Genomic DNA, 24,396 nt, shown 5'->3' with positions numbered 1-24,396 from the left:
CATACAATTTTAGTAATGGCGCAATCACCTACCATTGGCCTGAAATCAGGCCTTCAAAAGCAAGGCTACGGCGGCAAAAGCAAAGACACCGAATTGTCGGCTATTGTGGCGGGCCGAATATCCCCATCTCCGCGTCTCTGGCCACTGCCTCCGCCTTGCCATAGATGCCACTCGCCAGGGCCGTCGCCCAGCCATTGGAAACAAGCCAGGCGCCGACATCCTGCTTGCCCAAGCTGCACGGTGCCGCAATGGCAAAACGATCGATTTCCGGCGGCACGACGCATTTCAGCGCCCGGCCGCGCAGCCAGGAATTGAACGCCGCGCGCGCACGCTGGCCGCAAGGCCAGGCGACGCCGCGAAAGGAACAGGTCTCATCCAGGTCAATGCCTTGGATCCCGCTGATGGCTATCTTGCGCCCCATGGATTCGAAGGTTGCCGACGAGGTGGCAACCGGTTGGTACAGCAGGACCTCTTTCCAATCCTTTGGCATTCGCATCCCTGCAGGCGCGGCCAGGCCAAGGTCGCTGAGCGGCGGGCGCGGCTCGACCCGTTGGATTTGCGCCGGATCAAGCTGTGGCGGCGCGATAAGGTCCTGAGCAATCTTGCGTGCCCGTCCTCGCCATGGCGTATTGGCGGCGGTCGCAGGTGGTCGCATTGGCTGGCTATGATCGATGGATTGACGTGGCGCTGGCGCCGGCCGATTGTTCGGAAGCAGATCGGCGGCCCGGATGATCAACAAGACCCCGGCCAGGAGGAGCAGGCTTCCGAGCGCTATCAAGCGATTGTGCCTCGGCCAGCCCATCAACTCAAGCAAGGTTCCTTGCCCCTCAATACCCCGATGTCGATTTGGCGACCAGCTTGAGTGCACCTTTTTGAACCTGATAGAAGGGCATGGATCGCTCACTGGAGCCATCCGCCCGAAACCGGAACAGGCCGGTCGATCCGCGAAATCCGCTCCGATTTTCGAGCACCTGCTTGCTGAAGCCGTCCGGCCCGGCCGAACTTGCAATTCCTGCTGTCAGGGCGACCATATCATAGGCGTAGGCGACATTGGCGTCGGCTGGATAATTGTAGGTCGTCTTGAAGCGGTCGGCGATCGGGCCGGTTTCGGTTGGGTCGAGCGTGGCGATGTAGGAGCCTTCAAACAGCGGCTCCATCGGATGTTCCAGCCAGCGGTTGGTTCCAACGACGGCAATTGCTTTTCCAGGAATGCCTTTCGTTTTCAGCGCCGCAAGGATCTGCGCCGGATTGTCGTCGCCGCTGGCGATGATGATGGCATCGGGAGCCTCGACCAGCGAGCCCATATCATTGACCACTTTGGTGCCGCCATCGCCGGCCGGATACGGAATGGTGACGGCGAGCGTCGCGCCATAGATGCTGAGGCTGTTGGCGACCCGCTTTTCAACCGCGCCGGCATTCGCTCCTGCCGCGACGAGCAACACGAACTTCTTGCTGCCTTTGGCCGCCAGGCCGGCTGCGCCCGCGGCCGCGCTGTCGGCCTCGTTGAGGCGCACCGCATAGACGCCCGGGCCGCCGGCGAAATTGTCGGCCAGCGCCAGCACCGGCGGCCGCTTCGATCCCGACAGCTTGGCTATGTGCTGCGCGGCCGCGAGTTCGACCGGGCCGATAACGATCTTAGTTCCAGTGGTGATCGCCTTCACAGCCAATTCGCTGGCGTGCTCGCTGTCGCCCTTGGTGTCCTCGACCGTGACCGTGAGCAGGACATTTCCAAGGTCGGCCATCGCCAGCTTGGTCGCATCGAGCATCTTCCTGCCGTTTTCGCCGGCGTTGCCCGGGGCCGACAAAGGCAGCAGCATCGTGACCTTCGTCGATCCCGTGCCGAGCGATTGCGTCGCCTGGGCGGGACCGGCAACAGCGCCGGCGGCCGGCGCTCCGGGTGCGGCTATCGCCGCCGGGTCGAGCGCGTCCGAGACGCTGCCCTTCGACTGGCAGCCCGACACTATGCCCGCGAACGCAAAGACGATCGCCCACGTCCACGAACCGTGTCGCTGCCGGCCAGAATCCATGATGCCTCCCTGATATCCCGCCGGGTATTTATCCGGTCTCATCCGTTCATCTTACGGCAGACTTGCCTCGCCGTCTTTGCAATTGCTGGATTATGGCTCAGCCGTCGAAAAGTCTTGCCCGGAGCGCCTTGATCATTCTGGCTTGCCCGGCGCTTCGATAGTCCGTGCATTTCATGTATCGCGGGCCCGGCACGAACAGCCGGCGCACACAAATCCGCCTCGCCGGGGCAGGGGCACCATCGTCTCCTGCTGTCGGGAATGCGGAGAATCCGAACGTCGCCACCGGCAATGGCCCGGCCACCGCAAAACCTTCTCTCGCCAGGATTGCACGCGCACGCCGGCAGTAGCGGACCGAAAGTTCGGAGAACCGGGTTTCACCGTGCCCGGCACGATACTTCATGACGGTGGTGCAGAGATCGCCTGCGGCAAGGCTGTTTGCCTGCGCCAGATATCTGACGCCGAGCGCGATGTTGGTCGCCGGCGCGCCAAGCTCGTCGAGCGAGCCACGAAAGCCCAGCATTCGGGCCGTCGCGGGCATTACCTGCATCAACCCGACCTCACCATCGGCGCCGTGCACATCGGGATCGAATCCGCTTTCGATCTCCATCACCGCGTGCGCCAGCACCGGCTCCAAGCCGTAGAGCGATGCCTGGCATGTCGCAAACGCCTTGAATGTCGCGCGCGTCCATTCGGAGGCGGCGTCGCAGCGAACCGGCCGCCTTAAGCCGAACGGTGCTGGTCTCTCCAGGCTAGGTCGTTCCAGCCAGTTGGCGCAGGCTTGAGTGGCAAGCTGGCCAAAACCGGTCAATGCGATCGCTCCGGCGATCGCCCTCGTCAATCGTCCGCCGACCATCGGGTCAGCCAACCGGCACTGCCGGATCCCTTTCGGTCAGTTCATGTACTCGACCATGCGGTCGTGGAAGCACTCGCACTTGTTGAGCGTGTCCTCGTCCTTGTAGTTCGTCTTGAGGTAGCCATAGGCCATGCCGCAGGCGACCTTGGCTTCCGACGCCCAGACGAAGGCGGGGCGGGATGAATTGATCCATTCCGAGCTGTTGGCGACGGCCACCGACTCGTCCATCAGCTTGACCACCTGGACCTTGAGATCGACGATGTTGTCGTTCAACACCAGGTTCGATGTGCCGACGGTCCGGCAATAGTCGGCCACCGGCCCTTCGATGATGTCGGCGGCGAAGCCCGTCGACCCAGCCAACAGCAGCGCCGCTGCCGAAGCCAGCAATCTTGCACAACGCTTCATTTAAGTCCCTCTCCAAACTGCGGTTTTATGTTTCGCTAATATATAGCATGCGAGCACGGCCACGCATAAGTGCTAAATCGTGGCCGTGTGCTGTACGTGGGCCGTGTCGTCGTAAATCAGATTGATGGTGCCGGCGACAGGTGCGTTCTGCAAGACGGCGACGTCGACGAAATTGGCGCCGCCGGTTGTACCATTGGTATCGACGCTGAGCGTGTGTGAGGCCGAATCGTATTTCACGAAGTCGGCGATGTTGGCCCCTGGTCCTGTTTCAAACAGGGATGACAGGTCGATCTTGTCGCCTTGTGCACCACTGTAGTCGGCGATCAGGTCCTTGATGTCCAACCCGTCGAGCTTGAATGTGTCGGCGCCCGTGCCGCCGGTCATGGTGTCCTGGCCGGCGCCGCCGATCAGAAGGTCGTTGCCGGCGTTGCCGTTGATCGTATCGTTGCCGGCGCCGCCATAGAGCACGTTGTTGGCGCTGTCGCCGTTCAGCGTGTCGTTGAAGTCCGACCCGATGATATGAGGCGCCGCCAGCGTCGAAGTATACAAGTGAGAGTCACCGGCCAGATCTGATGAGTGATTCTGGATGTTTTCTCCCGTCGGGCTCAGCGTGATGCCGATCGTGCCACCGGCGATGTCGCCATCGCCGTCAACGACGCTGACCGGAATATCGAAGCTCACCGGCGTATGTGTCGCGACTGCTGCGCCGAAATCTCCGACCTTGAAAGTATCGCCTGAAACATAGCTGTATTCGAGGCTGTTGTAGCCGTCGTTGGTGAAGACCGCGATCTCAGTGCCGATCGCACCGGCGCCGGAGGTGCCAAAGACGCCGCCGACATTGACGCTGCCATCCGCGTTCAGCTGTACCGTATAGGTATGGCCGTTGATGGTGTAGCTCTCGAGGACAGCGGTAGCTGTTATGGTCTGGAAAACGCCATCGTAGCCGATGACGACCGAATTGATGTGGTCCTTGATGCCGTCACCGACGACGTTATTGCCGTCCGTATCGTCGGATGCCGTGATCTTGATCGTTGACCCGCTAGTGGCCGTGAATGTCGCGGTCGAACCGTTGACCGTATAGTGGCCATCGAACACGTGATCGCGGTTGGTGGCGTCGCTATAGCTGCCCGACCCTGCCGGATCGCCGCGCAGGTCGGTTACGAAATCCACCCTCATGCTTTCGGTCGAACCGACCGAAGCACCCGAGCCGACACCGCCCGAAATCGCGCTGGAATTGACCGTGCTGGCGGGTGACCCACTGACCTCGGGAGTTATGAGCAGGTCGGAGCTATCGTTGTTGATCGGTGAGCCTACGGTTTCTGTGCTCGGAATGAATCCGGCCCAGGCACCGTTTCCGCCGACGAAGTTGTATCCCCCCGAGCTGAAGTCGACTTGGGTTACGCTGTCCACGGTTCCGTTCATGTCAACGGAGTAGGAAGCGGTCGCCGGGTCGAGCGTTACGACGAACACAGAAATGGCCCCGGCCAAGCCGGTAAGCGTGTGGCCGTCCGGGGAGACGTCATACACGATCGAAATGCCGTTGGAGGTCAGTCCGCTTGCCGTGCCGTCGAGCGACGACGGGAAGATAACGGTTCCGCCGTCGGCGCCGTAGTTGTTGGTAAGTATCCCGTCGATATCGAGGTCGAACGAGACGGCCGCTCCTGCCCCGTTTGCCACAACTGCGGAGGCCGGGATTATCGCCGACGGCACGTCGTCGATGACGTCGATGGTGATGGTGTTGGTGATCGTGTTGCCGTTGGCGTCGGTGGCCTGGTAGGTGAAGGTCTCGACGTTGTTGACGGTGTTGGCGCCGTTGTTGGCGTCGAGGCCGTCGACCGGCGAGGTCAGCGTGTAGCTGTAGGTGCCGTTGGCATTGAAGGTCAGCGTGCCGTGCACGCCGGTGGCGCTGCTCAGCAGTGCGTAGGTGTAGGGTCCGGTGCCGCCCGACACATTGTCGACGACGGTGCCGGCAATGGTCTCAGCGGTGCTCGACGGGTTGCTGCCGATCGGCAGCGCCGCCTCGTTGACCGTCAGGTCGTCGTTGGAAGCGGCCAGGCCGCTGTCCGACAGGTTGATGGTCAGGGTCGTCGTCGACAGGTCGCCGTCGCCATCCATGATGGTGTAGACGAAGGTCTCCGTCGCGCCTGCCGGCGGGACCACGTTGGGCAGGCCGTCATAGCTGTAGGTGCCGTTGGCCTGCAGCGTCAGCGTGCCGAAGCTGCCGTTGATCGCCGTGTTGATACCCGTCGTCACCGCCGTCGTGGTGTCGCCGCCCGCAACGCGAACGCCGACAACGCCGCCGGCCGCCGCACCGTCGGCGCCGAACACGTCGTCCGTGGCATCCGTCAGCACGTTGCCGGTCACGATGGCGCCCTCGACACCGCTGTTGGTGTTTGAGTTCGCCGACGGCACGTCGTCGATGACGTCGATGGTGATGGTGTTGGTGATCGTGTTGCCGTTGGCGTCGGTGGCCTGGTAGGTGAAGGTCTCGACGTTGTTGACGGTGTTGGCGCCGTTGTTGGCGTCGAGGCCGTCGACCGGCGAGGTCAGCGTGTAGCTGTAGGTGCCGTTGGCATTGAAGGTCAGCGTGCCGTGCACGCCGGTGGCGCTGCTCAGCAGTGCGTAGGTGTAGGGTCCGGTGCCGCCCGACACATTGTCGACGACGGTGCCGGCAATGGTCTCAGCGGTGCTCGACGGGTTGCTGCCGATCGGCAGCGCCGCCTCGTTGACCGTCAGGTCGTCGTTGGAAGCGGCCAGGCCGCTGTCCGACAGGTTGATGGTCAGGGTCGTCGTCGACAGGTCGCCGTCGCCATCCATGATGGTGTAGACGAAGGTCTCCGTCGCGCCTGCCGGCGGGACCACGTTGGGCAGGCCGTCATAGCTGTAGGTGCCGTTGGCCTGCAGCGTCAGCGTGCCGAAGCTGCCGTTGATCGCCGTGTTGATACCCGTCGTCACCGCCGTCGTGGTGTCGCCGCCCGCAACGCGAACGCCGACAACGCCGCCGGCCGCCGCACCGTCGGCGCCGAACACGTCGTCCGTGGCATCCGTCAGCACGTTGCCGGTCACGATGGCGCCCTCGACACCGCTGTTGGTGTTTGAGTTCGCCGACGGCACGTCGTCGATGACGTCGATGGTGATGGTGTTGGTGATCGTGTTGCCGTTGGCGTCGGTGGCCTGGTAGGTGAAGGTCTCGACGTTGTTGACGGTGTTGGCGCCGTTGTTGGCGTCGAGGCCGTCGACCGGCGAGGTCAGCGTGTAGCTGTAGGTGCCGTTGGCATTGAAGGTCAGCGTGCCGTGCACGCCGGTGGCGCTGCTCAGCAGTGCGTAGGTGTAGGGTCCGGTGCCGCCCGACACATTGTCGACGACGGTGCCGGCAATGGTCTCAGCGGTGCTCGACGGGTTGCTGCCGATCGGCAGCGCCGCCTCGTTGACCGTCAGGTCGTCGTTGGAAGCGGCCAGGCCGCTGTCCGACAGGTTGATGGTCAGGGTCGTCGTCGACAGGTCGCCGTCGCCATCCATGATGGTGTAGACGAAGGTCTCCGTCGCGCCTGCCGGCGGGACCACGTTGGGCAGGCCGTCATAGCTGTAGGTGCCGTTGGCCTGCAGCGTCAGCGTGCCGAAGCTGCCGTTGATCGCCGTGTTGATACCCGTCGTCACCGCCGTCGTGGTGTCGCCGCCCGCAACGCGAACGCCGACAACGCCGCCGCCGGCCGCCGCACCGTCGGCGCCGAACACGTCGTCCGTGGCATCCGTCAGCACGTTGCCGGTCACGATGGCGCCCTCGACACCGCTGTTGGTGTTTGAGTTCGCCGACGGCACGTCGTCGATGACGTCGATGGTGATGGTGTTGGTGATCGTGTTGCCGTTGGCGTCGGTGGCCTGGTAGGTGAAGGTCTCGACGTTGTTGACGGTGTTGGCGCCGTTGTTGGCGTCGAGGCCGTCGACCGGCGAGGTCAGCGTGTAGCTGTAGGTGCCGTTGGCATTGAAGGTCAGCGTGCCGTGCACGCCGGTGGCGCTGCTCAGCAGTGCGTAGGTGTAGGGTCCGGTGCCGCCCGACACATTGTCGACGACGGTGCCGGCAATGGTCTCAGCGGTGCTCGACGGGTTGCTGCCGATCGGCAGCGCCGCCTCGTTGACCGTCAGGTCGTCGTTGGAAGCGGCCAGGCCGCTGTCCGACAGGTTGATGGTCAGGGTCGTCGTCGACAGGTCGCCGTCGCCATCCATGATGGTGTAGACGAAGGTCTCCGTCGCGCCTGCCGGCGGGACCACGTTGGGCAGGCCGTCATAGCTGTAGGTGCCGTTGGCCTGCAGCGTCAGCGTGCCGAAGCTGCCGTTGATCGCCGTGTTGATACCCGTCGTCACCGCCGTCGTGGTGTCGCCGCCCGCAACGCGAACGCCGACAACGCCGCCGGCCGCCGCACCGTCGGCGCCGAACACGTCGTCCGTGGCATCCGTCAGCACGTTGCCGGTCACGATGGCGCCCTCGACACCGCTGTTGGTGTTTGAGTTCGCCGACGGCACGTCGTCGATGACGTCGATGGTGATGGTGTTGGTGATCGTGTTGCCGTTGGCGTCGGTGGCCTGGTAGGTGAAGGTCTCGACGTTGTTGACGGTGTTGGCGCCGTTGTTGGCGTCGAGGCCGTCGACCGGCGAGGTCAGCGTGTAGCTGTAGGTGCCGTTGGCATTGAAGGTCAGCGTGCCGTGCACGCCGGTGGCGCTGCTCAGCAGTGCGTAGGTGTAGGGTCCGGTGCCGCCCGACACATTGTCGACGACGGTGCCGGCAATGGTCTCAGCGGTGCTCGACGGGTTGCTGCCGATCGGCAGCGCCGCCTCGTTGACCGTCAGGTCGTCGTTGGAAGCGGCCAGGCCGCTGTCCGACAGGTTGATGGTCAGGGTCGTCGTCGACAGGTCGCCGTCGCCATCCATGATGGTGTAGACGAAGGTCTCCGTCGCGCCTGCCGGCGGGACCACGTTGGGCAGGCCGTCATAGCTGTAGGTGCCGTTGGCCTGCAGCGTCAGCGTGCCGAAGCTGCCGTTCATCGCCGTGTTGATACCCGTCGTCACCGCCGTCGTGGTGTCGCCGCCCGCAACGCGAACGCCGACAACGCCGCCGGCCGCCGCACCGTCGGCGCCGAACACGTCGTCCGTGGCATCCGTCAGCACGTTGCCGGTCACGATGGCGCCCTCGACACCGCTGTTGGTGTTTGAGTTCGCCGACGGCACGTCGTCGATGACGTCGATGGTGATGGTGTTGGTGATCGTGTTGCCGTTGGCGTCGGTGGCCTGGTAGGTGAAGGTCTCGACGTTGTTGACGGTGTTGGCGCCGTTGTTGGCGTCGAGGCCGTCGACCGGCGAGGTCAGCGTGTAGCTGTAGGTGCCGTTGGCATTGAAGGTCAGCGTGCCGTGCACGCCGGTGGCGCTGCTCAGCAGTGCGTAGGTGTAGGGTCCGGTGCCGCCCGACACATTGTCGACGACGGTGCCGGCAATGGTCTCAGCGGTGCTCGACGGGTTGCTGCCGATCGGCAGCGCCGCCTCGTTGACCGTCAGGTCGTCGTTGGAAGCGGCCAGGCCGCTGTCCGACAGGTTGATGGTCAGGGTCGTCGTCGACAGGTCGCCGTCGCCATCCATGATGGTGTAGACGAAGGTCTCCGTCGCGCCTGCCGGCGGGACCACGTTGGGCAGGCCGTCATAGCTGTAGGTGCCGTTGGCCTGCAGCGTCAGCGTGCCGAAGCTGCCGTTGATCGCCGTGTTGATACCCGTCGTCACCGCCGTCGTGGTGTCGCCGCCCGCAACGCGAACGCCGACAACGCCGCCGGCCGCCGCACCGTCGGCGCCGAACACGTCGTCCGTGGCATCCGTCAGCACGTTGCCGGTCACGATGGCGCCCTCGACACCGCTGTTGGTGTTTGAGTTCGCCGACGGCACGTCGTCGATGACGTCGATGGTGATGGTGTTGGTGATCGTGTTGCCGTTGGCGTCGGTGGCCTGGTAGGTGAAGGTCTCGACGTTGTTGACGGTGTTGGCGCCGTTGTTGGCGTCGAGGCCGTCGACCGGCGAGGTCAGCGTGTAGCTGTAGGTGCCGTTGGCATTGAAGGTCAGCGTGCCGTGCACGCCGGTGGCGCTGCTCAGCAGTGCGTAGGTGTAGGGTCCGGTGCCGCCCGACACATTGTCGACGACGGTGCCGGCAATGGTCTCAGCGGTGCTCGACGGGTTGCTGCCGATCGGCAGCGCCGCCTCGTTGACCGTCAGGTCGTCGTTGGAAGCGGCCAGGCCGCTGTCCGACAGGTTGATGGTCAGGGTCGTCGTCGACAGGTCGCCGTCGCCATCCATGATGGTGTAGACGAAGGTCTCCGTCGCGCCTGCCGGCGGGACCACGTTGGGCAGGCCGTCATAGCTGTAGGTGCCGTTGGCCTGCAGCGTCAGCGTGCCGAAGCTGCCGTTGATCGCCGTGTTGATACCCGTCGTCACCGCCGTCGTGGTGTCGCCGCCCGCAACGCGAACGCCGACAACGCCGCCGGCCGCCGCACCGTCGGCGCCGAACACGTCGTCCGTGGCATCCGTCAGCACGTTGCCGGTCACGATGGCGCCCTCGACACCGCTGTTGGTGTTTGAGTTCGCCGACGGCACGTCGTCGATGACGTCGATGGTGATGGTGTTGGTGATCGTGTTGCCGTTGGCGTCGGTGGCCTGGTAGGTGAAGGTCTCGACGTTGTTGACGGTGTTGGCGCCGTTGTTGGCGTCGAGGCCGTCGACCGGCGAGGTCAGCGTGTAGCTGTAGGTGCCGTTGGCATTGAAGGTCAGCGTGCCGTGCACGCCGGTGGCGCTGCTCAGCAGTGCGTAGGTGTAGGGTCCGGTGCCGCCCGACACATTGTCGACGACGGTGCCGGCAATGGTCTCAGCGGTGCTCGACGGGTTGCTGCCGATCGGCAGCGCCGCCTCGTTGACCGTCAGGTCGTCGTTGGAAGCGGCCAGGCCGCTGTCCGACAGGTTGATGGTCAGGGTCGTCGTCGACAGGTCGCCGTCGCCATCCATGATGGTGTAGACGAAGGTCTCCGTCGCGCCTGCCGGCGGGACCACGTTGGGCAGGCCGTCATAGCTGTAGGTGCCGTTGGCCTGCAGCGTCAGCGTGCCGAAGCTGCCGTTGATCGCCGTGTTGATACCCGTCGTCACCGCCGTCGTGGTGTCGCCGCCCGCAACGCGAACGCCGACAACGCCGCCGCCGGCCGCCGCACCGTCGGCGCCGAACACGTCGTCCGTGGCATCCGTCAGCACGTTGCCGGTCACGATGGCGCCCTCGACACCGCTGTTGGTGTTTGAGTTCGCCGACGGCACGTCGTCGATGACGTCGATGGTGATGGTGTTGGTGATCGTGTTGCCGTTGGCGTCGGTGGCCTGGTAGGTGAAGGTCTCGACGTTGTTGACGGTGTTGGCGCCGTTGTTGGCGTCGAGGCCGTCGACCGGCGAGGTCAGCGTGTAGCTGTAGGTGCCGTTGGCATTGAAGGTCAGCGTGCCGTGCACGCCGGTGGCGCTGCTCAGCAGTGCGTAGGTGTAGGGTCCGGTGCCGCCCGACACATTGTCGACGACGGTGCCGGCAATGGTCTCAGCGGTGCTCGACGGGTTGCTGCCGATCGGCAGCGCCGCCTCGTTGACCGTCAGGTCGTCGTTGGAAGCGGCCAGGCCGCTGTCCGACAGGTTGATGGTCAGGGTCGTCGTCGACAGGTCGCCGTCGCCATCCATGATGGTGTAGACGAAGGTCTCCGTCGCGCCTGCCGGCGGGACCACGTTGGGCAGGCCGTCATAGCTGTAGGTGCCGTTGGCCTGCAGCGTCAGCGTGCCGAAGCTGCCGTTGATCGCCGTGTTGATACCCGTCGTCACCGCCGTCGTGGTGTCGCCGCCCGCAACGCGAACGCCGACAACGCCGCCGCCGGCCGCCGCACCGTCGGCGCCGAACACGTCGTCCGTGGCATCCGTCAGCACGTTGCCGGTCACGATGGCGCCCTCGACACCGCTGTTGGTGTTTGAGTTCGCCGACGGCACGTCGTCGATGACGTCGATGGTGATGGTGTTGGTGATCGTGTTGCCGTTGGCGTCGGTGGCCTGGTAGGTGAAGGTCTCGACGTTGTTGACGGTGTTGGCGCCGTTGTTGGCGTCGAGGCCGTCGACCGGCGAGGTCAGCGTGTAGCTGTAGGTGCCGTTGGCATTGAAGGTCAGCGTGCCGTGCACGCCGGTGGCGCTGCTCAGCAGTGCGTAGGTGTAGGGTCCGGTGCCGCCCGACACATTGTCGACGACGGTGCCGGCAATGGTCTCAGCGGTGCTCGACGGGTTGCTGCCGATCGGCAGCGCCGCCTCGTTGACCGTCAGGTCGTCGTTGGAAGCGGCCAGGCCGCTGTCCGACAGGTTGATGGTCAGGGTCGTCGTCGACAGGTCGCCGTCGCCATCCATGATGGTGTAGACGAAGGTGTCCGTTGTGTTCGACGTGATGGCGTTGGCCGTCGACTGGTAAGTATAGCTGCCATCCGCCTCTAGCGTGAGCGTGCCGTGCAGACCAGCTATGCTGGTACCAACACCCGTCATCACTGCTGTCGTGGTATCGCCGCCGGCAGCGCGCGCACCCACAACGCCACCACCGGCTGAGAAGTCGTCCGCGCCGGCAACGTCGTTGGCCAGCACGCCGGCCACTGCCGACACCGTCAGCAAACCACCCTCGATGATCCCATTTGTATCGGCAACCGCTGTTGGCACGTCGTCGACGATGTTGATGACCAGATTGCCGGCCGGCGCCGGATCGCCGTCGGCGTCGGTCACCACCACCGCGAAGCTGGTGCTCGACGGATCGGTCAGCGTGTTGTCGATGAGCGTGTAGGAGTAGCTGATCGTGCCGAGGCCGGTCGCCGGATTGTAGACATAGCTTGCCGTCAGCGTGCCTGTCGTCCCGTCGGCGAACGCCGTCGGGATACCGGTCAGTACATGGCCGCCCAGCGACACCGTCGTCAGGCCGTCCGGCGACGTGAAGCCGATCGTACCCGAGGTCGTTTCCGAGGTCGCAGGCTCGTTCGAGCCCGAAGGCTCGCCAGCGCGCGCCGGCAGGCCAGCCTCATAGACCGTCGTGTCGGCGCCGCCCGCTACCGGGATCGATACGGTCGGCGTTCCATCGCCGATCGAAATCGTCAGCGTGGTGTGCGAGGTGTCGCCGTCGCCGTCCTTGATGGTGTAGGTGAAGACGTCGTTCACGCCACCGGGCGTGCCGGCATCGCGAACATAGCTGTAGGTGCCGTCGGCAGCGAGCGTCAGCTTGCCGTAGGCGCCCTGGATCTGCGTGCCAAGCGTGGCCGCGTCGTCGACAGCGGCATTGGTGTTGCCGGCCGCAACGCCAACCACCGCCGCGCCATCGGCGCCCTTGGTGTCGGCAACGCCGTCCGTGGTGTTCGCGTCGGCCGCGTCCGTACCGCCGACAAGCACATTGCCCGTCGCGGGGCCAAACTGGGCGGCGGCGATGCTGTCCGTGTCGGCAACCGCCGTCGGCACGTCGTCGACAATGGCGACGGCAAAGGTGGTGCTGGCCGTATCGCCGTCGACATCCGTGACGGTGATGCTGAAATTGTCCGGAACCGTGTCGTTGGGATTGAATCCGTCCCCCTGAATGGGATGAGTGACCGATTCGGTCACCGTGTAATTGTATTCGATAGCACCCGTGCTCGGATTGTAGGAGACGATCGTCAGGTAGCCAAAATCCCCCAGGATCTGCTGGCCGACGCCGGTAACGGTGACGCCGTTGATGACGATCGACCCGATACCATCCGGCGCGTCGATGGTGATCGTTCCGATGCCAGAGGTTTCCGCGCTACTCGGCGCGTCGCTGCCGGGTGATTGTGACGGACCGCCGTCGATACCGGTTTCGCTAGCCGCCTGGTCCGGGGTGAGCAATGATGTGGCCACCACTGAAACCGGCCTGTCGACGACAGACGGGAAGAGTTCGCGCCGATCCAGAAGCCCAAATTGCAGAGCCGTGGGCGGCAACAATGCCGACAGGTCAAACCCGTCGCCGATGCCACCGGGGGGAACCGAGAAGTCTCCACCTGCACTTGAGTTCGAACCGCCCGGGCCGGCCGATATCGAGCCATCGGCACCGAAGGCGACATCGACATGGCTTGCTTCAAGCGCTGCCAGCAAGGCAACGCGCGGCACCTCGACGTCACCGATGATGAAGGTCGGCACGTTGAGCGCGCCATCCTTGATCACGATCACCGAGCCATCAGCCTGTTCCAGCACGAGGTTGTGGCCATCGACCTTGATGTTGTCGATCGAGACGTTGGCCGGAAGCTTTACCACGTTGCTGGCGTCGGCCACGTATTCGTGGGGCGCAGCTGCCGCCGGGGCCTTTGCCTCGGCGGGTGCATCTTGCTTGACGGGCGCGCCGCTGCCGACATCGACCGGTACGGGCTCGGCAGGCGCTGCTTGAGCGGCCTGCGCTACCTGCGTCACTGCCTGCGACGGCGAGCCGCCATGTTCATCGGGAGAATGCTGGTCCCAAGAATTCGAGACGGTGTCCAATTCGTTACTGTTCGTCATAACCAAACCCCTCCGGTATTTCCCGGAAAGAGACAGTGACGGCCTCTGCTTTGCAACTGTCCTGCAACCGCTTTCATATATTCTGATATGCCAGTCTCGGCATTTTTTACACGTGGTAAATCCAGAACATATAACCTGATATACATAGGCCGGCCCATTGTCCGTTTGATATCCTCCAATCGGGATGGGATGGTACGCAGAAGTATAAATTTGAATAAAATTTTACGCAAAATAGATGTTACTGTTTGCGAGAAACTTATCCACCTTCCTTTCCAGTAATTTGAGACAAGATTGGTAGCGTCCGCAGTCAAAGGTGGGCGTTATGAAAAAAGAAAAATCTGCCCCGGGGATAACCGGGCTCAAGCTGCTCCTGCTGGCAATGGGCATTGCAAGCCTGCCGCAGCCATCCTCCGCAAGCGCCGTTGCCGAGGATAACCGCGCTGTCGCAGCAATGCTGGCGAGGGTCGAAACCCCGCCAAGTCTCGGCGGCGTTTCGCTGGCTCGACCGCAACCCTGGCAGCCCGTTTCGGCCTACAGGATCGGTATGATTTTCGGCAGCTATGGTCCTGTTGCCGTTTATGAAAAGCGCGGCCCTTCGATCGCGCAGGACGACACCGGGATCGACCCGATCCAGACGGCGGCGATCATTCCCGGCGTGTTCGGCTCGGTTGCCCTGTCGATGCGCAATTTCCCGGTGTCGGCGCGCTGGGCGCCTGTCTACAAGGCAATTGTCGACTGCACCGCGGGCAGTGCATGCGAGCGCAAGAACAGCACCTTTGCCGGGATCGTCGAGGCGGCCCGGGACAAGCGCTTCATCGACAAGCTGTCCTTCGTCAACTCAAGTATAAATCGCGCCATCGCCTACAAGAAGGACAGCGTGGTTTACGGCAAGCTCGACTACTGGGCCAAGCCCTCGGAAATCCTCGAGCGGCGGGCCGGCGATTGCGAGGATTTCGCCATCCTCAAGATGGCCGCGCTGCTGCATGCAGGCATCCCGGCTCAGAGCATGTCGCTGGTTGTCTTGCAGGACCGCAAGCGCGGTTTCTTTCACGCCGTGCTGTCGGTCAGCACCGGCAGCGGCGTCTTCATTCTCGACAGTTTGAGCAATGTAGTTTCCCGCGACACAGACCTGCCGACCTACGTGCCGCTGTATTCGTTCAGCACCGATCGCGCGTGGATCCATGGCGCGAAGACCGGTTCTGCTCAAATAGCCGATATCAAGGGCGGCCTTTCGACGGTCGCGCCTGGTGAAGGTGTGCAGCCGTAAGCTCCCATCAGAGAGTCTTGAGCGCTCTATCTCTTGTTTGACGCAATTTTCCACGAAAACCGCTCACACTTTCCCGGAATTGCTCTAGCCGCCGAAGACGAACGCCATCAGCAGTTCCGGCTCGACCACCGGCGCCCGCACCGCGCTCAGTTGACCGCGGTAGCGGCGGTCGCCGGCGCCTATGACGAAACCGGTCGCGACCGGCGTCTCGCCATTGGCGTCGAGCCTAGCGAATATGTCGGCGACATTGAGGTCCAGCGCCAGCTTGAGATCCTGGCGCGCGTCCTCGTTCGGCGCCACCGGCAATTGCCGCCGCACCAGTTGCTGGAACGGCGCATTGAAGGTCAGGATCTTCTTCGACGATGCCAGGGCAAAGGCCGGCGAGGGACAGGCCACGAGAATGGCGCTGATGGTCTTGATCGACGCGAGCCTCTGCAAGGTGAGGTTTTGGTCGGCCAATCCACGCATGCAGGCTACGCGAATTGCCGATGTCAGGTTTCCGGCGTTGGCGTGGCTCTCTGCAATTTCCTCGATCAGTGTGCCGATCGTGCATTTGCGGCTTTCCGCCATCTGCTTCAGCGATGTCCAGAACGCCCGTTCCAGACGAATGCCGCGGCGCATGCCGCCACGCGCCACAACCCGGAACTCCAGTCCGAAATCCTCTGCCGCCAGCGGTGGCAGCAGCCGGTCGCGATCGGCAGGAAGGGAGACCGCGCTATCGCTCACTCATTGCCTCCTCTCGCGCCTTGTTGATCGGCTTCATAAGGTAGGTGAGAATCGTTTTGCGTCCGGTCTTGATGTCGACCGAACAGATCATGCCGGGGATGATCGAATAGGTCTTGCCGTCGCGTGTCAGCGTCGATTTGTCGGTGGCGACACGGACCTGATAATAGGGTTCGCCGGTCTTCTGGTCGACCAGGCTGTCGGCAGTGATGTTCGAGACCTTGCCTTCGATGCCGCCGAAAATCGAGAAGTCATAGGCGGTCACCTTGATCAGGGCATCCTGGCCCGGCCGGATGAAGGCGACGTCCCGCGGTGAGACCCGGGCTTCGACCAGCAGGGTCTCGGACGTCGGCACGATACCCGCGACGACCGCGCCGGGCTGGACGAAGGCGCCGACCGTGTTGATGTCAAGCGTGTTGACGATACCATCGACAGGCGAACGGATATCGGTACGCGCCACCTTGTCGGTGGCACCGCGTATCGTCTCGTCCACCACCGAGAGATCGGCCAGCGCCTGCGTCAGATCGCTGAGCGCTTCCTGTTGCAGCTGGAGGCCAAGTTCGTCGACCTGAAGCTTGGCTTCCGTGATGGCAGACCTGGCTTTCTTGATGGTCTCTCCGGCAAGCGTCAGCTGACCATTGAGCTCGGTCTGCTCGCGCTCGACGCGGAGCTGCTCGGTTCGCGCCATCAGGCCTTTCTTGACCATCGCTTCGACCAGCTTCGCCTCCTGGTCGCTGACGGCCAGGTTCTTGGTGAGGCGATCGGCATTGGCGTTGGCTTCGTCGAGTTCCTTCTCACGCTGATCGAGGCGCGACTTGAGAACCGACAGTTTGACTTCGAAGTTGTCGCGCCGCGCGATCAGCAGCTTCTGCTCGTTGTCGCAGATTTCCGGCGCCACCTTCTGGATCTCGGGTGGGCAGGGAAACGCGCCCTCGAGACTGCCGGTCTGTTCGAATTGGAGCCGTGCAATGCGCGTCTGCAGCGCCCGAGCTTTGGCCTGCTGCTCGCCAAGGCTGGAAGTGTTGAAGGTGTTGTCGAGACGAATGATGAGGTCATTCTTCTTGACGACCTGACCGATCGTCACGGCGATTTCCTGAACCACGCCCGGCTCGCTGGCCTGGATGATCTGGGTCTTCGACGCCGGTATGATCTTGCCGTCGCCGCGTGCGATTTCATCGACCTCGGCGAAGGATGCCCAGGCTACCGAACTCGCAAAAAGCGCTCCGATAATGAATATCGAAGCCGACGCAAAAAGCGGCGGACGGTCTTCCCTGGCTAGCATTTCCAACGCCCCAACGTGTTGTATTCACGCATAAGTCTGTTCGTCAGGCGCTTGTTTTCTGCAGCGCCTGTATCACTTGGTCTTTCGGTCCATCGGCAACGATCTTGCCCTGCTCGATGACAATGAGGCGGTCGGCCAGCTCGAGCATGCTGAAGCGGTGCGTCGAAACGATCAGGGTCGTGTTGCGATCGAAAGCCACTTTGAGCTGCTTGATCAGCTGGCGCTCGGAAGCCAGATCCATCGAGCCGGACGGCTCGTCCAGGAACACGATTTTCGGTTTGGTCAGCAACAGGCGGGCAATTGCCATTGTCTGCCTCTGACCGCCCGAGAGATTGGTGCCGCGCTCGCCGACATTCATGTCGTAACCTCGCGGATGGCGGGAGACGAAGTCGTCGACGCCGGCAGCCTTGGCCGCGTCGACGATCTGCTCATCGGTCGCCTCCGGGCACGCCATCAGGAGATTTTCCTTGATGGTGCCGGAAAATAGATCGGTGGCTTGCGCGACGATCCCGACCGCGGCGCGAACCTCAGATGGGTGGTATTGGCGGATGTCGATCCCGTCCAGCAGCAGCTCGCCGGAGGTCGGCAGGAAAAGCCTGCCGATCAGCCTCCCCATGGTCGTCTTTCCCGAGCCTATGCGGCCGATGATGCCAATCCGCTCACCGGGCTTCACCGAGAAATTCAGGCCGGTCAGCACTTCGTTTTCGGAACCCGGGTAGACAAAGCCGACATTCCTGAATGCCATTGCACCGTTGCGAATGGGGCGGTTGACGAAACCAACCGTGTCCGGCCGATCCTCAGGCTGCGCCATGATCGAATTCACCATTCGCAGGGACAGCATCGCCTGGCGAAGTCTGGACAAGGTGATCGCAATCTGCCCAAGCGGGGCCACCGCCCGGCCCGCCAGCATGACGGTGCCGATGATGGCGCCGGTCGAGACATGCCCTTCCGAAAAGGCATAGGCGCCGGCCACGATCAAAGCGACGGTGACCATCTGCTGGATGGCTTGGGTTATGTTGCCGGCGGCAGCCGAAAGCTGTTTGATCTTCTCGGACGTGTTGGATGCGTTCTTGGAATGCTCCGCCCATTTTCGCAGAAGGTACGCCTCTGCCCGCAGCGATTTGATCGTTTCCAGCGTGGAGATGGATTCCACCAGCAGGGCCTGGCGCTGCGAAGCCTCGTTCATGGAAGCGGCAACGCGTTTGCCGATGCGCCGTTGCGTGATCAGCCCGACGATCACCGAGGCGACAAAGGCAATGGCCGGTATGACGACCAGCCAACCGCCTATCGCATAGATGACAAGAAGAAAGACGAAGACGAAGGCTGTGTCGATGAAGACGCTGATGGTGTTCGACGTGAAAAACTCGCGCACGAACTCGTACTGGGTCACCCGATTTGCATATTCGCCGGTTGAGCCGGGCCTTGCCGACAAGGACGAGTTCAGCACCTTCTCGAAAAGCATATAGGAGATGCGAAGATCGGCCTTGCGCCCGGCATAGTCGATCAGTGACGCTCTGGCGGTCTTCAAGAGCAGGTCGAACAGAATGACCGCGCCGATCCCGATCGACAGCACCCAGAGAGTCGATATCGCCTTGTTCGGCAAGATCCTGTCGTAGACGTTCATCGTGAAGATCGGTGAGGCAAGAGCCAGCAGATTGATGAATACCGCCGACAGGATGACCTTCGAATAGGTGCGCCAGAACGGCCCCATCGTGCCGGTCAGCCAATGTCGCCGCTCGATCTTGGCCGCCGAACCGACGCTCATCGCCTCTACTGCGTTGGCATAGGTTATCGAGAAGGAAACGCCGCCACTAATATAACTTCCGGAAAACTCGGATTTGCTAATTGTCGTGCGCCCGTCTTCCTGGGGAGCGGTCGTAAATCCACCGTCCTCGGTCTGGGCAAGCAGCGCAACCGGCAACTGGCTGACGCGAAACAGAATGGCGGGAAGGTCGATGCGTCCGCGAAGAAAGTCGCGATGGCTGAATTCCGTGATTTCAAGACCGATGCGTTCGGCAAGATGCCGGATGGCGTCGATATCGATGCGGGTGTCTGACAGCGGCACGCCGGCAAACAGCACGGTCTCGGAACTCGGCCTGCCGAGGTACCCGGCAACAGCGGAGAAGCAGGCCTTGAACGCCTCTTTTGGGGAGAGGATTTTGGGTTGTGGGTTCACGATCGGCCCGCAGGACTATCGTTCGTCCTTGACCTTCCTACTTCTTTCTTACCGGTGCGAGGATGTCGAAAGGCAGATCGTTCGTCTGCTCCGACGGCGTGCGCGCATACGTTTCGGTGTCGGCCGTTTCAGGCGCATTGAACTCGGCCTTGGCATAGGCGGTGGCCTGTTTTGCCGGCTGAAGATTCATGGTCTTCAGCAACTGCCCGGTTGCCGCCAGCAGCCGGTACTGCGCGAAAAGCGACGCGTAGGATGCGGTGTCGGCAAGCGTAGCTGTGTTGAACCGCGTGTTCTGCGCGTCGAGCACGTCGAGCAGCGAGCGCTGTCCGACCTTGAACTGCTCGCGATAGGACGCCACCAGCCTTTCGTTGGCGGCAGCCTGAAGCTTCAATGTCTTTGCCAGATCGGCCTGCCGGAAGCGGCGATCCCATGACGTACGGACGGCTTCCTCGATCTCGCGCAGAACCTGGTGCAGCACAAGGCGCTGCTCGCTGGTGCGGCGGACCTGCTCTTGCTCGTTGGCTTTGTCGATGCCGCCGCGATAGAGGTTCCAGCGCAGCACCAGCCGCGCCTGCAGGTCGCTAGCGTCGCCATCGTCGCCGTCGATGTCATAGCCGCCGCGGGCGCGGCCTTCGGCGATGACGGAGGGCCCGAATTTCGCCCGCGCCGCATCCACCAGGGAGGCGGCGGCGTCGATATCGCTGTTGGCCATGTGGACGCGCGGATTGTTCTGTCGCGCCAGCCCTAGCGCGTCGTCGAGCGACCTTGGCAGCGCGCTCGAGACATCGCCTGGCCTTGACGCGTTGGTCAGCGGCTTACCGACCGTCTTGAAGAACCGTATCTTGGAAGCCTCCAGTTCTTCGGTCGCCTCCTGCATACGTGCCTTGGCAGCGAACAGCCGCTCCTCGGCCTGCTGGCGATCAGCCTCGTTCAACGCCCCGCCTGCAATACCTTGCCGGATGTCGCCGAGGATTGCCTGGTGAAAGCCAAGATTCTTCTTCGCTTCTGAAACGATCGAAGCCTGCAGCATGTATTCGAGATAGTCCTGGACGACAGACAGTCCAATGAATTCAGACCGTTCCAGCACCCGGAACGATGCGCCGTCGACCCGCGACGCCTGACGGTTCAGTTCCGCCCGCCTTGCGCCGCTGTCATAAAGCGTCTGCGTGACAACGACATCGGCTTCCGCCGGATAGAGCGCGTCATCCTCTATGGACAGCGAACGCCGGGAGGAATTGTCGAGACGACGAACCCCCGCCGACGCCTCGACATCGACGCTGGGAAGATAAAGTCCCTTCGCTTGGCGTAGCTCGAATTCGATTGCTTCGCGGTTTTCGATCGCTTGGCCAATTTCGGGATTGGACTCCACCGCAACTGCCATCGCCTCCTGGAGAGTGAGCGCGTGAGCATTCCCACAACTCAATATGGCGACCGTCGTCAGCAGGCCGAGGCGCTTGCCTATCGCCGACATAGATGTCGTATTCATTTCACCCCACCCCAACGTTCCCCTGCGCCATTATTGCCAGGCGTTACAACTCAACCGTGATTGTTCACAAATTTGCAAAATATGGGAGCACTTATTGATTTAGTGACCGCTAAAACGCTGAATTCAAGCAAAATTCTATAGAATGTCGCAAAAATGGCACATAAAATACCCACTGCGGTTTTTGGGTAACAGCCGTCCGAGTTTGAACAGGCGAGCGAAACCGCTCCGGGAAGGAGGACCGCAAGGCCACCTTATGACCTATTTGCTCCTGATGGCTTGACTATTTCTGGGTGTACTTTTCAGCGAGGTGACCGACAACATCTTGGTTGGCAGCTACAATCGGCAGGATAATCTTAGCCCGCTTGCCAAGAAGCCTGGAACGGACACCCCTGCCTTTCTTCGACCTGAAGCGTGGGCATAAATCCCTGAGCCGGCGAATAAACGCCGACGACTGCTTCACTGGCCAGCGTGCCAGCATAGGGCTCGTATGACGGCCGATCAACGACTGGGTCAACCGAAGAGGTGACGGTACTTTTTGAGGCGGTTCGGTAGGCCATCGAATGCCGCAAGGTCCAAAAATCGCTCGATTGATCCCATAGCTGGTGAAACCTCAAAATATTTCTTGCGGCGATTTCCCGTTAAAATCAAAAGCGCAACTTTTTTTTGACGGTTAGTGTCCGCCTTTTCGCAGCTCAGAAAAAAATTTGACTGTAATTGAGTCATACGCTGTTTAAACAATGCGGAACGAAGTGGTCGGTTGCGCCACCACTTTGCGGGACGACATACGAGAGTTGCAGGACGAGCGGTCAAACATCAAGGCCGCCGGCTCGCTAGATACCACTACTCGTTCCTCCGCGCCATTCCAACAGGCTGAACTTCGAGGCAAGTGAGCCCGTCCTGGTCCGGCGCCTCGACTCACTCTACCGTCAAAGCCTTTCCCCACCTCTCGATAATTTCGCAAGCTGCTGCTGGCTATCGGCGGATCGTTGATGCGCAACTGTGACGGTGGTCGTTACCGTGGCTCGAGTGTCAGCAGATGTGGTAAGGCTGATTGTCGACGAGTAGCAGAGGGGTCCAGCAACAATGACTTTGAGACGAACCAGAGCTTACGGCGGATCCGGCTTGGGTCTGGCGGTTTGCACTGTATTGGCTTGGCAAAACGCCACCGCCGCTCAAGATTGCTACGCAGCCGCGACGCCTGGCGTCAATTGGCAGGAGTGTGACAAAAAGCTTCTCATCCTGGAAGGACAGGACCTGAGCGGGGCAAACCTGTTCGGTGTTGATTTCACTTCGACCGACCTCAGGAACAGCAATCTCCTTGCGGCAAATTTTGAGAAGGCAACGCTTGTGCGCGCTTCCCTGGCCGGCTCGACCGCCAAAGGCGCCCGGTTCGACAAAATCGAGGCGTACAGGACCGACTTCAGCCAGATGGACGCGCAGGGCGCTGTGTTTACGGGCGCGGAAGTGCAGCGCTCGAATTTCCAGAACGCCAATCTGGTCAATGTTGATTTCACAAAGGCGGAATTGGGGCGTGCGCAGTTCCATGACGCCGATATCAGCGGCAGCCACTTTTCGTTTGCCAATCTCGCGCGGGCGGACTTCCGAGGAGCGAAGTTCACCGCACCGATAGACTTTGAGGGCGCTTTTTTCTTTCTGACCCGTATCGAGGGCCTCGATCTATCCAATTCGGCGGGTCTGTCCCAGTGGCAGCTCAACATGGCTTGCGGGGACGCCCGGACCGAGTTGCCTTCTGGCATGACGAGGCCAGAAAATTGGCCCTGTCAATTCCAGCAGGAATAGCCCGCCCGTCCGCTTCCCGCCCAAAGGCTGCCGGGCGGCAAAGCGCCTCAATCAGTCCTCGGCCGCGGGTCAAAGCACGACACTGCGGGACATTTCCGGCAATCTCATTTACCGGCGGACGACAACGGCCAAATAGAGGACGGATGCCCAAGGTCAAAGGTGATACCGCTCTGGACAAGGAGCGCGCCAAAACAGAGAAGCTCCTCAAAAAGGTTGGATACACCGCCTTGAAGGAGGCCGGTGTGGTATCCAAGCGACCCGACCTCCCAAATCTAAAGGTTGAAAAGCGAGGGAAATAGCGCGGACACTCGCATGCTGACCTGACGAGGGCACGCCCAAAATGTAGACGTCTGCTTTGCCTTCTCAAGCTAGGAGCGTGCAGGCGGCGCTTGCGAGAACCACAAGGCGGACTGCTGGGCCGGAAGAACTGTCGTATTTCCGCCCCGGTGCGATCCGACACTTCACAACTTTTTCACTTTCAATTGGGGGGCCATATCATATGAACGAAGAGACCGGCGTTCAGAAGTTGGTGCGCACGCTGCGTGCTCGAGCACCTGATGACGCAGCTGAATTGCTCGCTAGAGAGTCTCCCGAGTTCATCCGCGACACACTAAAGCTGTTGCCTGACGGGCACGCCCGTAAGGTGGCCGAGCATTTGCCACTGCATATGCGGCCCATCAGCTCTCATGATGGTGACATGGGTTTCGCGATCCCCGAGTCGCTCGTCGAGGTGATGGACCCGATCCCCGCCAGCGTTCCTGTCGGGACGACGGTTGCTGCCGCGGTGGAAGCTGTCAGAGGCGCCCTGGTGCCGACCGAGCTCACTTATCTCTACGTCACGGACAAGGGCAATAAACTGGTTGGCCTGGCGGTCCTGCGCGATCTGATGCTGAGCGAACCCGACGCGATTGTCGATCACATCATGCTGCCCAGGCCGTTCGCTCTTGATGTCGGTCTCTCTTTGAGTAACGCATGCAAGGCGGCGGTACGGCGTCACTATCCTGTCTATCCGGTGGTGGATGCGGAGAACCGGCTGCTCGGGCAGGTTCGCGGCTGGCGATTGTTCGAGCAGCAAATCATCGAGATTTCCGCCCAGTCTGGACAGATGGTAGGCCTCCAGAAGGAGGAGCGCTCTTTTACGCCGCTGTTTTCAGCCTTCCTGAAGCGTCATCCGTGGCTGCAGTTGAATCTCCTGACGGCCTTCATGGCCGCATTCGTGGTCAGTTCGTTCACAGGCACGATCGAGAAGATCGTCGCTCTGGCGGCGTTTCTCCCAGTCTTGGCCGGGCAGAGCGGAAACACCGGCTGCCAGGCACTGGCTATGACGCTGCGTGGCCTTGCCCTGGGGGATGTGGACAAACGACCGAAGCTGCACTTGGTGATGAGAGAGGGCGCGCTCGCGGCCGCCAACGGCGCGCTCGTCGGCGTTGTTGCGGCTGCGGCGATGTGGTTCTATGCCTCGATGCAACCGGCGTCGGCGGCGCAGGCGCCGATGCTGGCACTTGTGATCCTGCTTGCCATGTCCGGATCGTGCCTCATGTCCGGCATCTCCGGCGTGCTGATCCCGTTGAGCCTGCGCCGGGTAGGCGCCGATCCGGCGGTCGCCTCGGCGATCTTCCTCACCACCGTGACCGATATTGTAGGCATGGGCCTGATGCTGGGGCTGGCAACCATGCTCGTGCTCTAGCAAGCTGCGTCCGCTGACCCGTCCCCTGGAGTCGGAGGCAACAAGCTGACCTCGTCGCGTTTAAAGAAATTGCAAGACCCAGGCCGAATCGCACACGCGTCGTGAGAACACCTTTCGGCAG

General features: G+C 62.1%; 12 protein-coding genes. 3 read left to right on the top strand and 9 right to left on the bottom strand.

Going from position 1 to position 24,396, the window contains the following annotated elements; genetic code table 11:
* Positions 1 to 100: 100 nt before the first annotated feature.
* From ACYG97_RS14885 to ACYG97_RS14865, 5 genes are all read right to left on the bottom strand, one after another.
* Positions 101 to 814, bottom strand: coding sequence for a thermonuclease family protein (locus tag ACYG97_RS14885; RefSeq protein ID WP_245260769.1), 714 nt, complete (start codon positions 812 to 814; stop codon positions 101 to 103).
* A gap of 13 nt (positions 815 to 827) precedes the next feature.
* Complete coding sequence (locus tag ACYG97_RS14880; protein ID WP_023733232.1) at positions 828 to 2,027, bottom strand: ABC transporter substrate-binding protein; 1,200 nt, start codon at positions 2,025 to 2,027, stop codon at positions 828 to 830.
* 97 nt (positions 2,028 to 2,124) lie between these two features.
* Positions 2,125 to 2,835: a lytic transglycosylase domain-containing protein gene (locus ACYG97_RS14875; RefSeq protein ID WP_245260768.1), complete on the bottom strand. Its 711-nt coding sequence runs from the start codon at positions 2,833 to 2,835 to the stop codon at positions 2,125 to 2,127.
* 81 nt (positions 2,836 to 2,916) lie between these two features.
* Positions 2,917 to 3,285 (bottom strand): hypothetical protein, encoded by a 369-nt coding sequence (locus ACYG97_RS14870; protein ID WP_023733230.1) that lies wholly within the window; start codon positions 3,283 to 3,285, stop codon positions 2,917 to 2,919.
* A 72-nt stretch (positions 3,286 to 3,357) separates the two neighbouring features.
* Positions 3,358 to 13,854: an Ig-like domain-containing protein gene (locus ACYG97_RS14865; RefSeq protein ID WP_460221593.1), complete on the bottom strand. Its 10,497-nt coding sequence runs from the start codon at positions 13,852 to 13,854 to the stop codon at positions 3,358 to 3,360.
* 322 nt (positions 13,855 to 14,176) lie between these two features.
* Between ACYG97_RS14865 and ACYG97_RS14860 the strand changes: the two genes are divergently transcribed.
* Positions 14,177 to 15,121 (top strand): transglutaminase-like cysteine peptidase, encoded by a 945-nt coding sequence (locus ACYG97_RS14860; protein ID WP_023733228.1) that lies wholly within the window; start codon positions 14,177 to 14,179, stop codon positions 15,119 to 15,121.
* Between the two features lie 84 nt (positions 15,122 to 15,205).
* Here the strand turns inward: ACYG97_RS14860 and ACYG97_RS14855 are convergent, their stop codons facing one another.
* From ACYG97_RS14855 to ACYG97_RS14840, 4 genes are read right to left on the bottom strand one after another with little or no spacing between them, the layout of a single operon-like run.
* A complete protein-coding gene (locus ACYG97_RS14855) occupies positions 15,206 to 15,847 on the bottom strand; it encodes a ribbon-helix-helix domain-containing protein (protein WP_023681069.1) in 642 nt (213 codons plus the stop codon).
* Positions 15,837 to 17,126: an HlyD family type I secretion periplasmic adaptor subunit gene (locus ACYG97_RS14850; RefSeq protein WP_023691466.1), complete on the bottom strand. Its 1,290-nt coding sequence runs from the start codon at positions 17,124 to 17,126 to the stop codon at positions 15,837 to 15,839. Before ACYG97_RS14850 ends, ACYG97_RS14855 begins: the two co-directional genes overlap by 11 nt.
* Positions 17,127 to 17,169: 43 nt before the next feature.
* Entirely contained in the window at positions 17,170 to 19,302 is a 2,133-nt protein-coding gene (locus ACYG97_RS14845) for a type I secretion system permease/ATPase (RefSeq protein WP_023733227.1), read from the bottom strand.
* A gap of 37 nt (positions 19,303 to 19,339) precedes the next feature.
* The gene (locus ACYG97_RS14840) at positions 19,340 to 20,788 is read right to left on the bottom strand and encodes a TolC family protein (protein WP_023681072.1); all 1,449 of its coding nucleotides are present in this window, start codon (positions 20,786 to 20,788) and stop codon (positions 19,340 to 19,342) included.
* 1,083 nt (positions 20,789 to 21,871) lie between these two features.
* Here ACYG97_RS14840 and ACYG97_RS14835 point away from each other — a divergent pair.
* On the top strand, positions 21,872 to 22,588 hold the full coding sequence (locus ACYG97_RS14835; RefSeq protein ID WP_023681073.1) for a pentapeptide repeat-containing protein: 717 nt from the start codon (positions 21,872 to 21,874) through the stop codon (positions 22,586 to 22,588).
* Positions 22,589 to 23,087: 499 nt separating this feature from the next.
* Positions 23,088 to 24,275, top strand: a complete 1,188-nt coding sequence (locus ACYG97_RS14830) for a magnesium transporter (protein WP_023733226.1) — start codon at positions 23,088 to 23,090, stop codon at positions 24,273 to 24,275.
* Positions 24,276 to 24,396 lie beyond the last annotated feature (121 nt).

This window comes from Mesorhizobium sp. W067 (assembly GCF_054719525.1).
The sequence above is the reverse complement of the archived record's forward strand: the minus strand, read 5'-3'. Positions and strand labels throughout refer to the sequence as shown.

Coding starts and splice junctions, on each gene's coding strand:
- ACYG97_RS14880 (WP_023733232.1), bottom strand. CDS start 2,027: ATGGATTCTGGCCGGCAGCGACACGGTTCGTGGACGTGGGCGATCGTC.
- ACYG97_RS14870 (WP_023733230.1), bottom strand. CDS start 3,285: ATGAAGCGTTGTGCAAGATTGCTGGCTTCGGCAGCGGCGCTGCTGTTG.
- ACYG97_RS14865 (WP_460221593.1), bottom strand. CDS start 13,854: ATGACGAACAGTAACGAATTGGACACCGTCTCGAATTCTTGGGACCAG.
- ACYG97_RS14860 (WP_023733228.1), top strand. CDS start 14,177: ATGAAAAAAGAAAAATCTGCCCCGGGGATAACCGGGCTCAAGCTGCTC.
- ACYG97_RS14850 (WP_023691466.1), bottom strand. CDS start 17,126: ATGCTAGCCAGGGAAGACCGTCCGCCGCTTTTTGCGTCGGCTTCGATA.
- ACYG97_RS14840 (WP_023681072.1), bottom strand. CDS start 20,788: ATGAATACGACATCTATGTCGGCGATAGGCAAGCGCCTCGGCCTGCTG.
- ACYG97_RS14835 (WP_023681073.1), top strand. CDS start 21,872: ATGACTTTGAGACGAACCAGAGCTTACGGCGGATCCGGCTTGGGTCTG.
- ACYG97_RS14830 (WP_023733226.1), top strand. CDS start 23,088: ATGAACGAAGAGACCGGCGTTCAGAAGTTGGTGCGCACGCTGCGTGCT.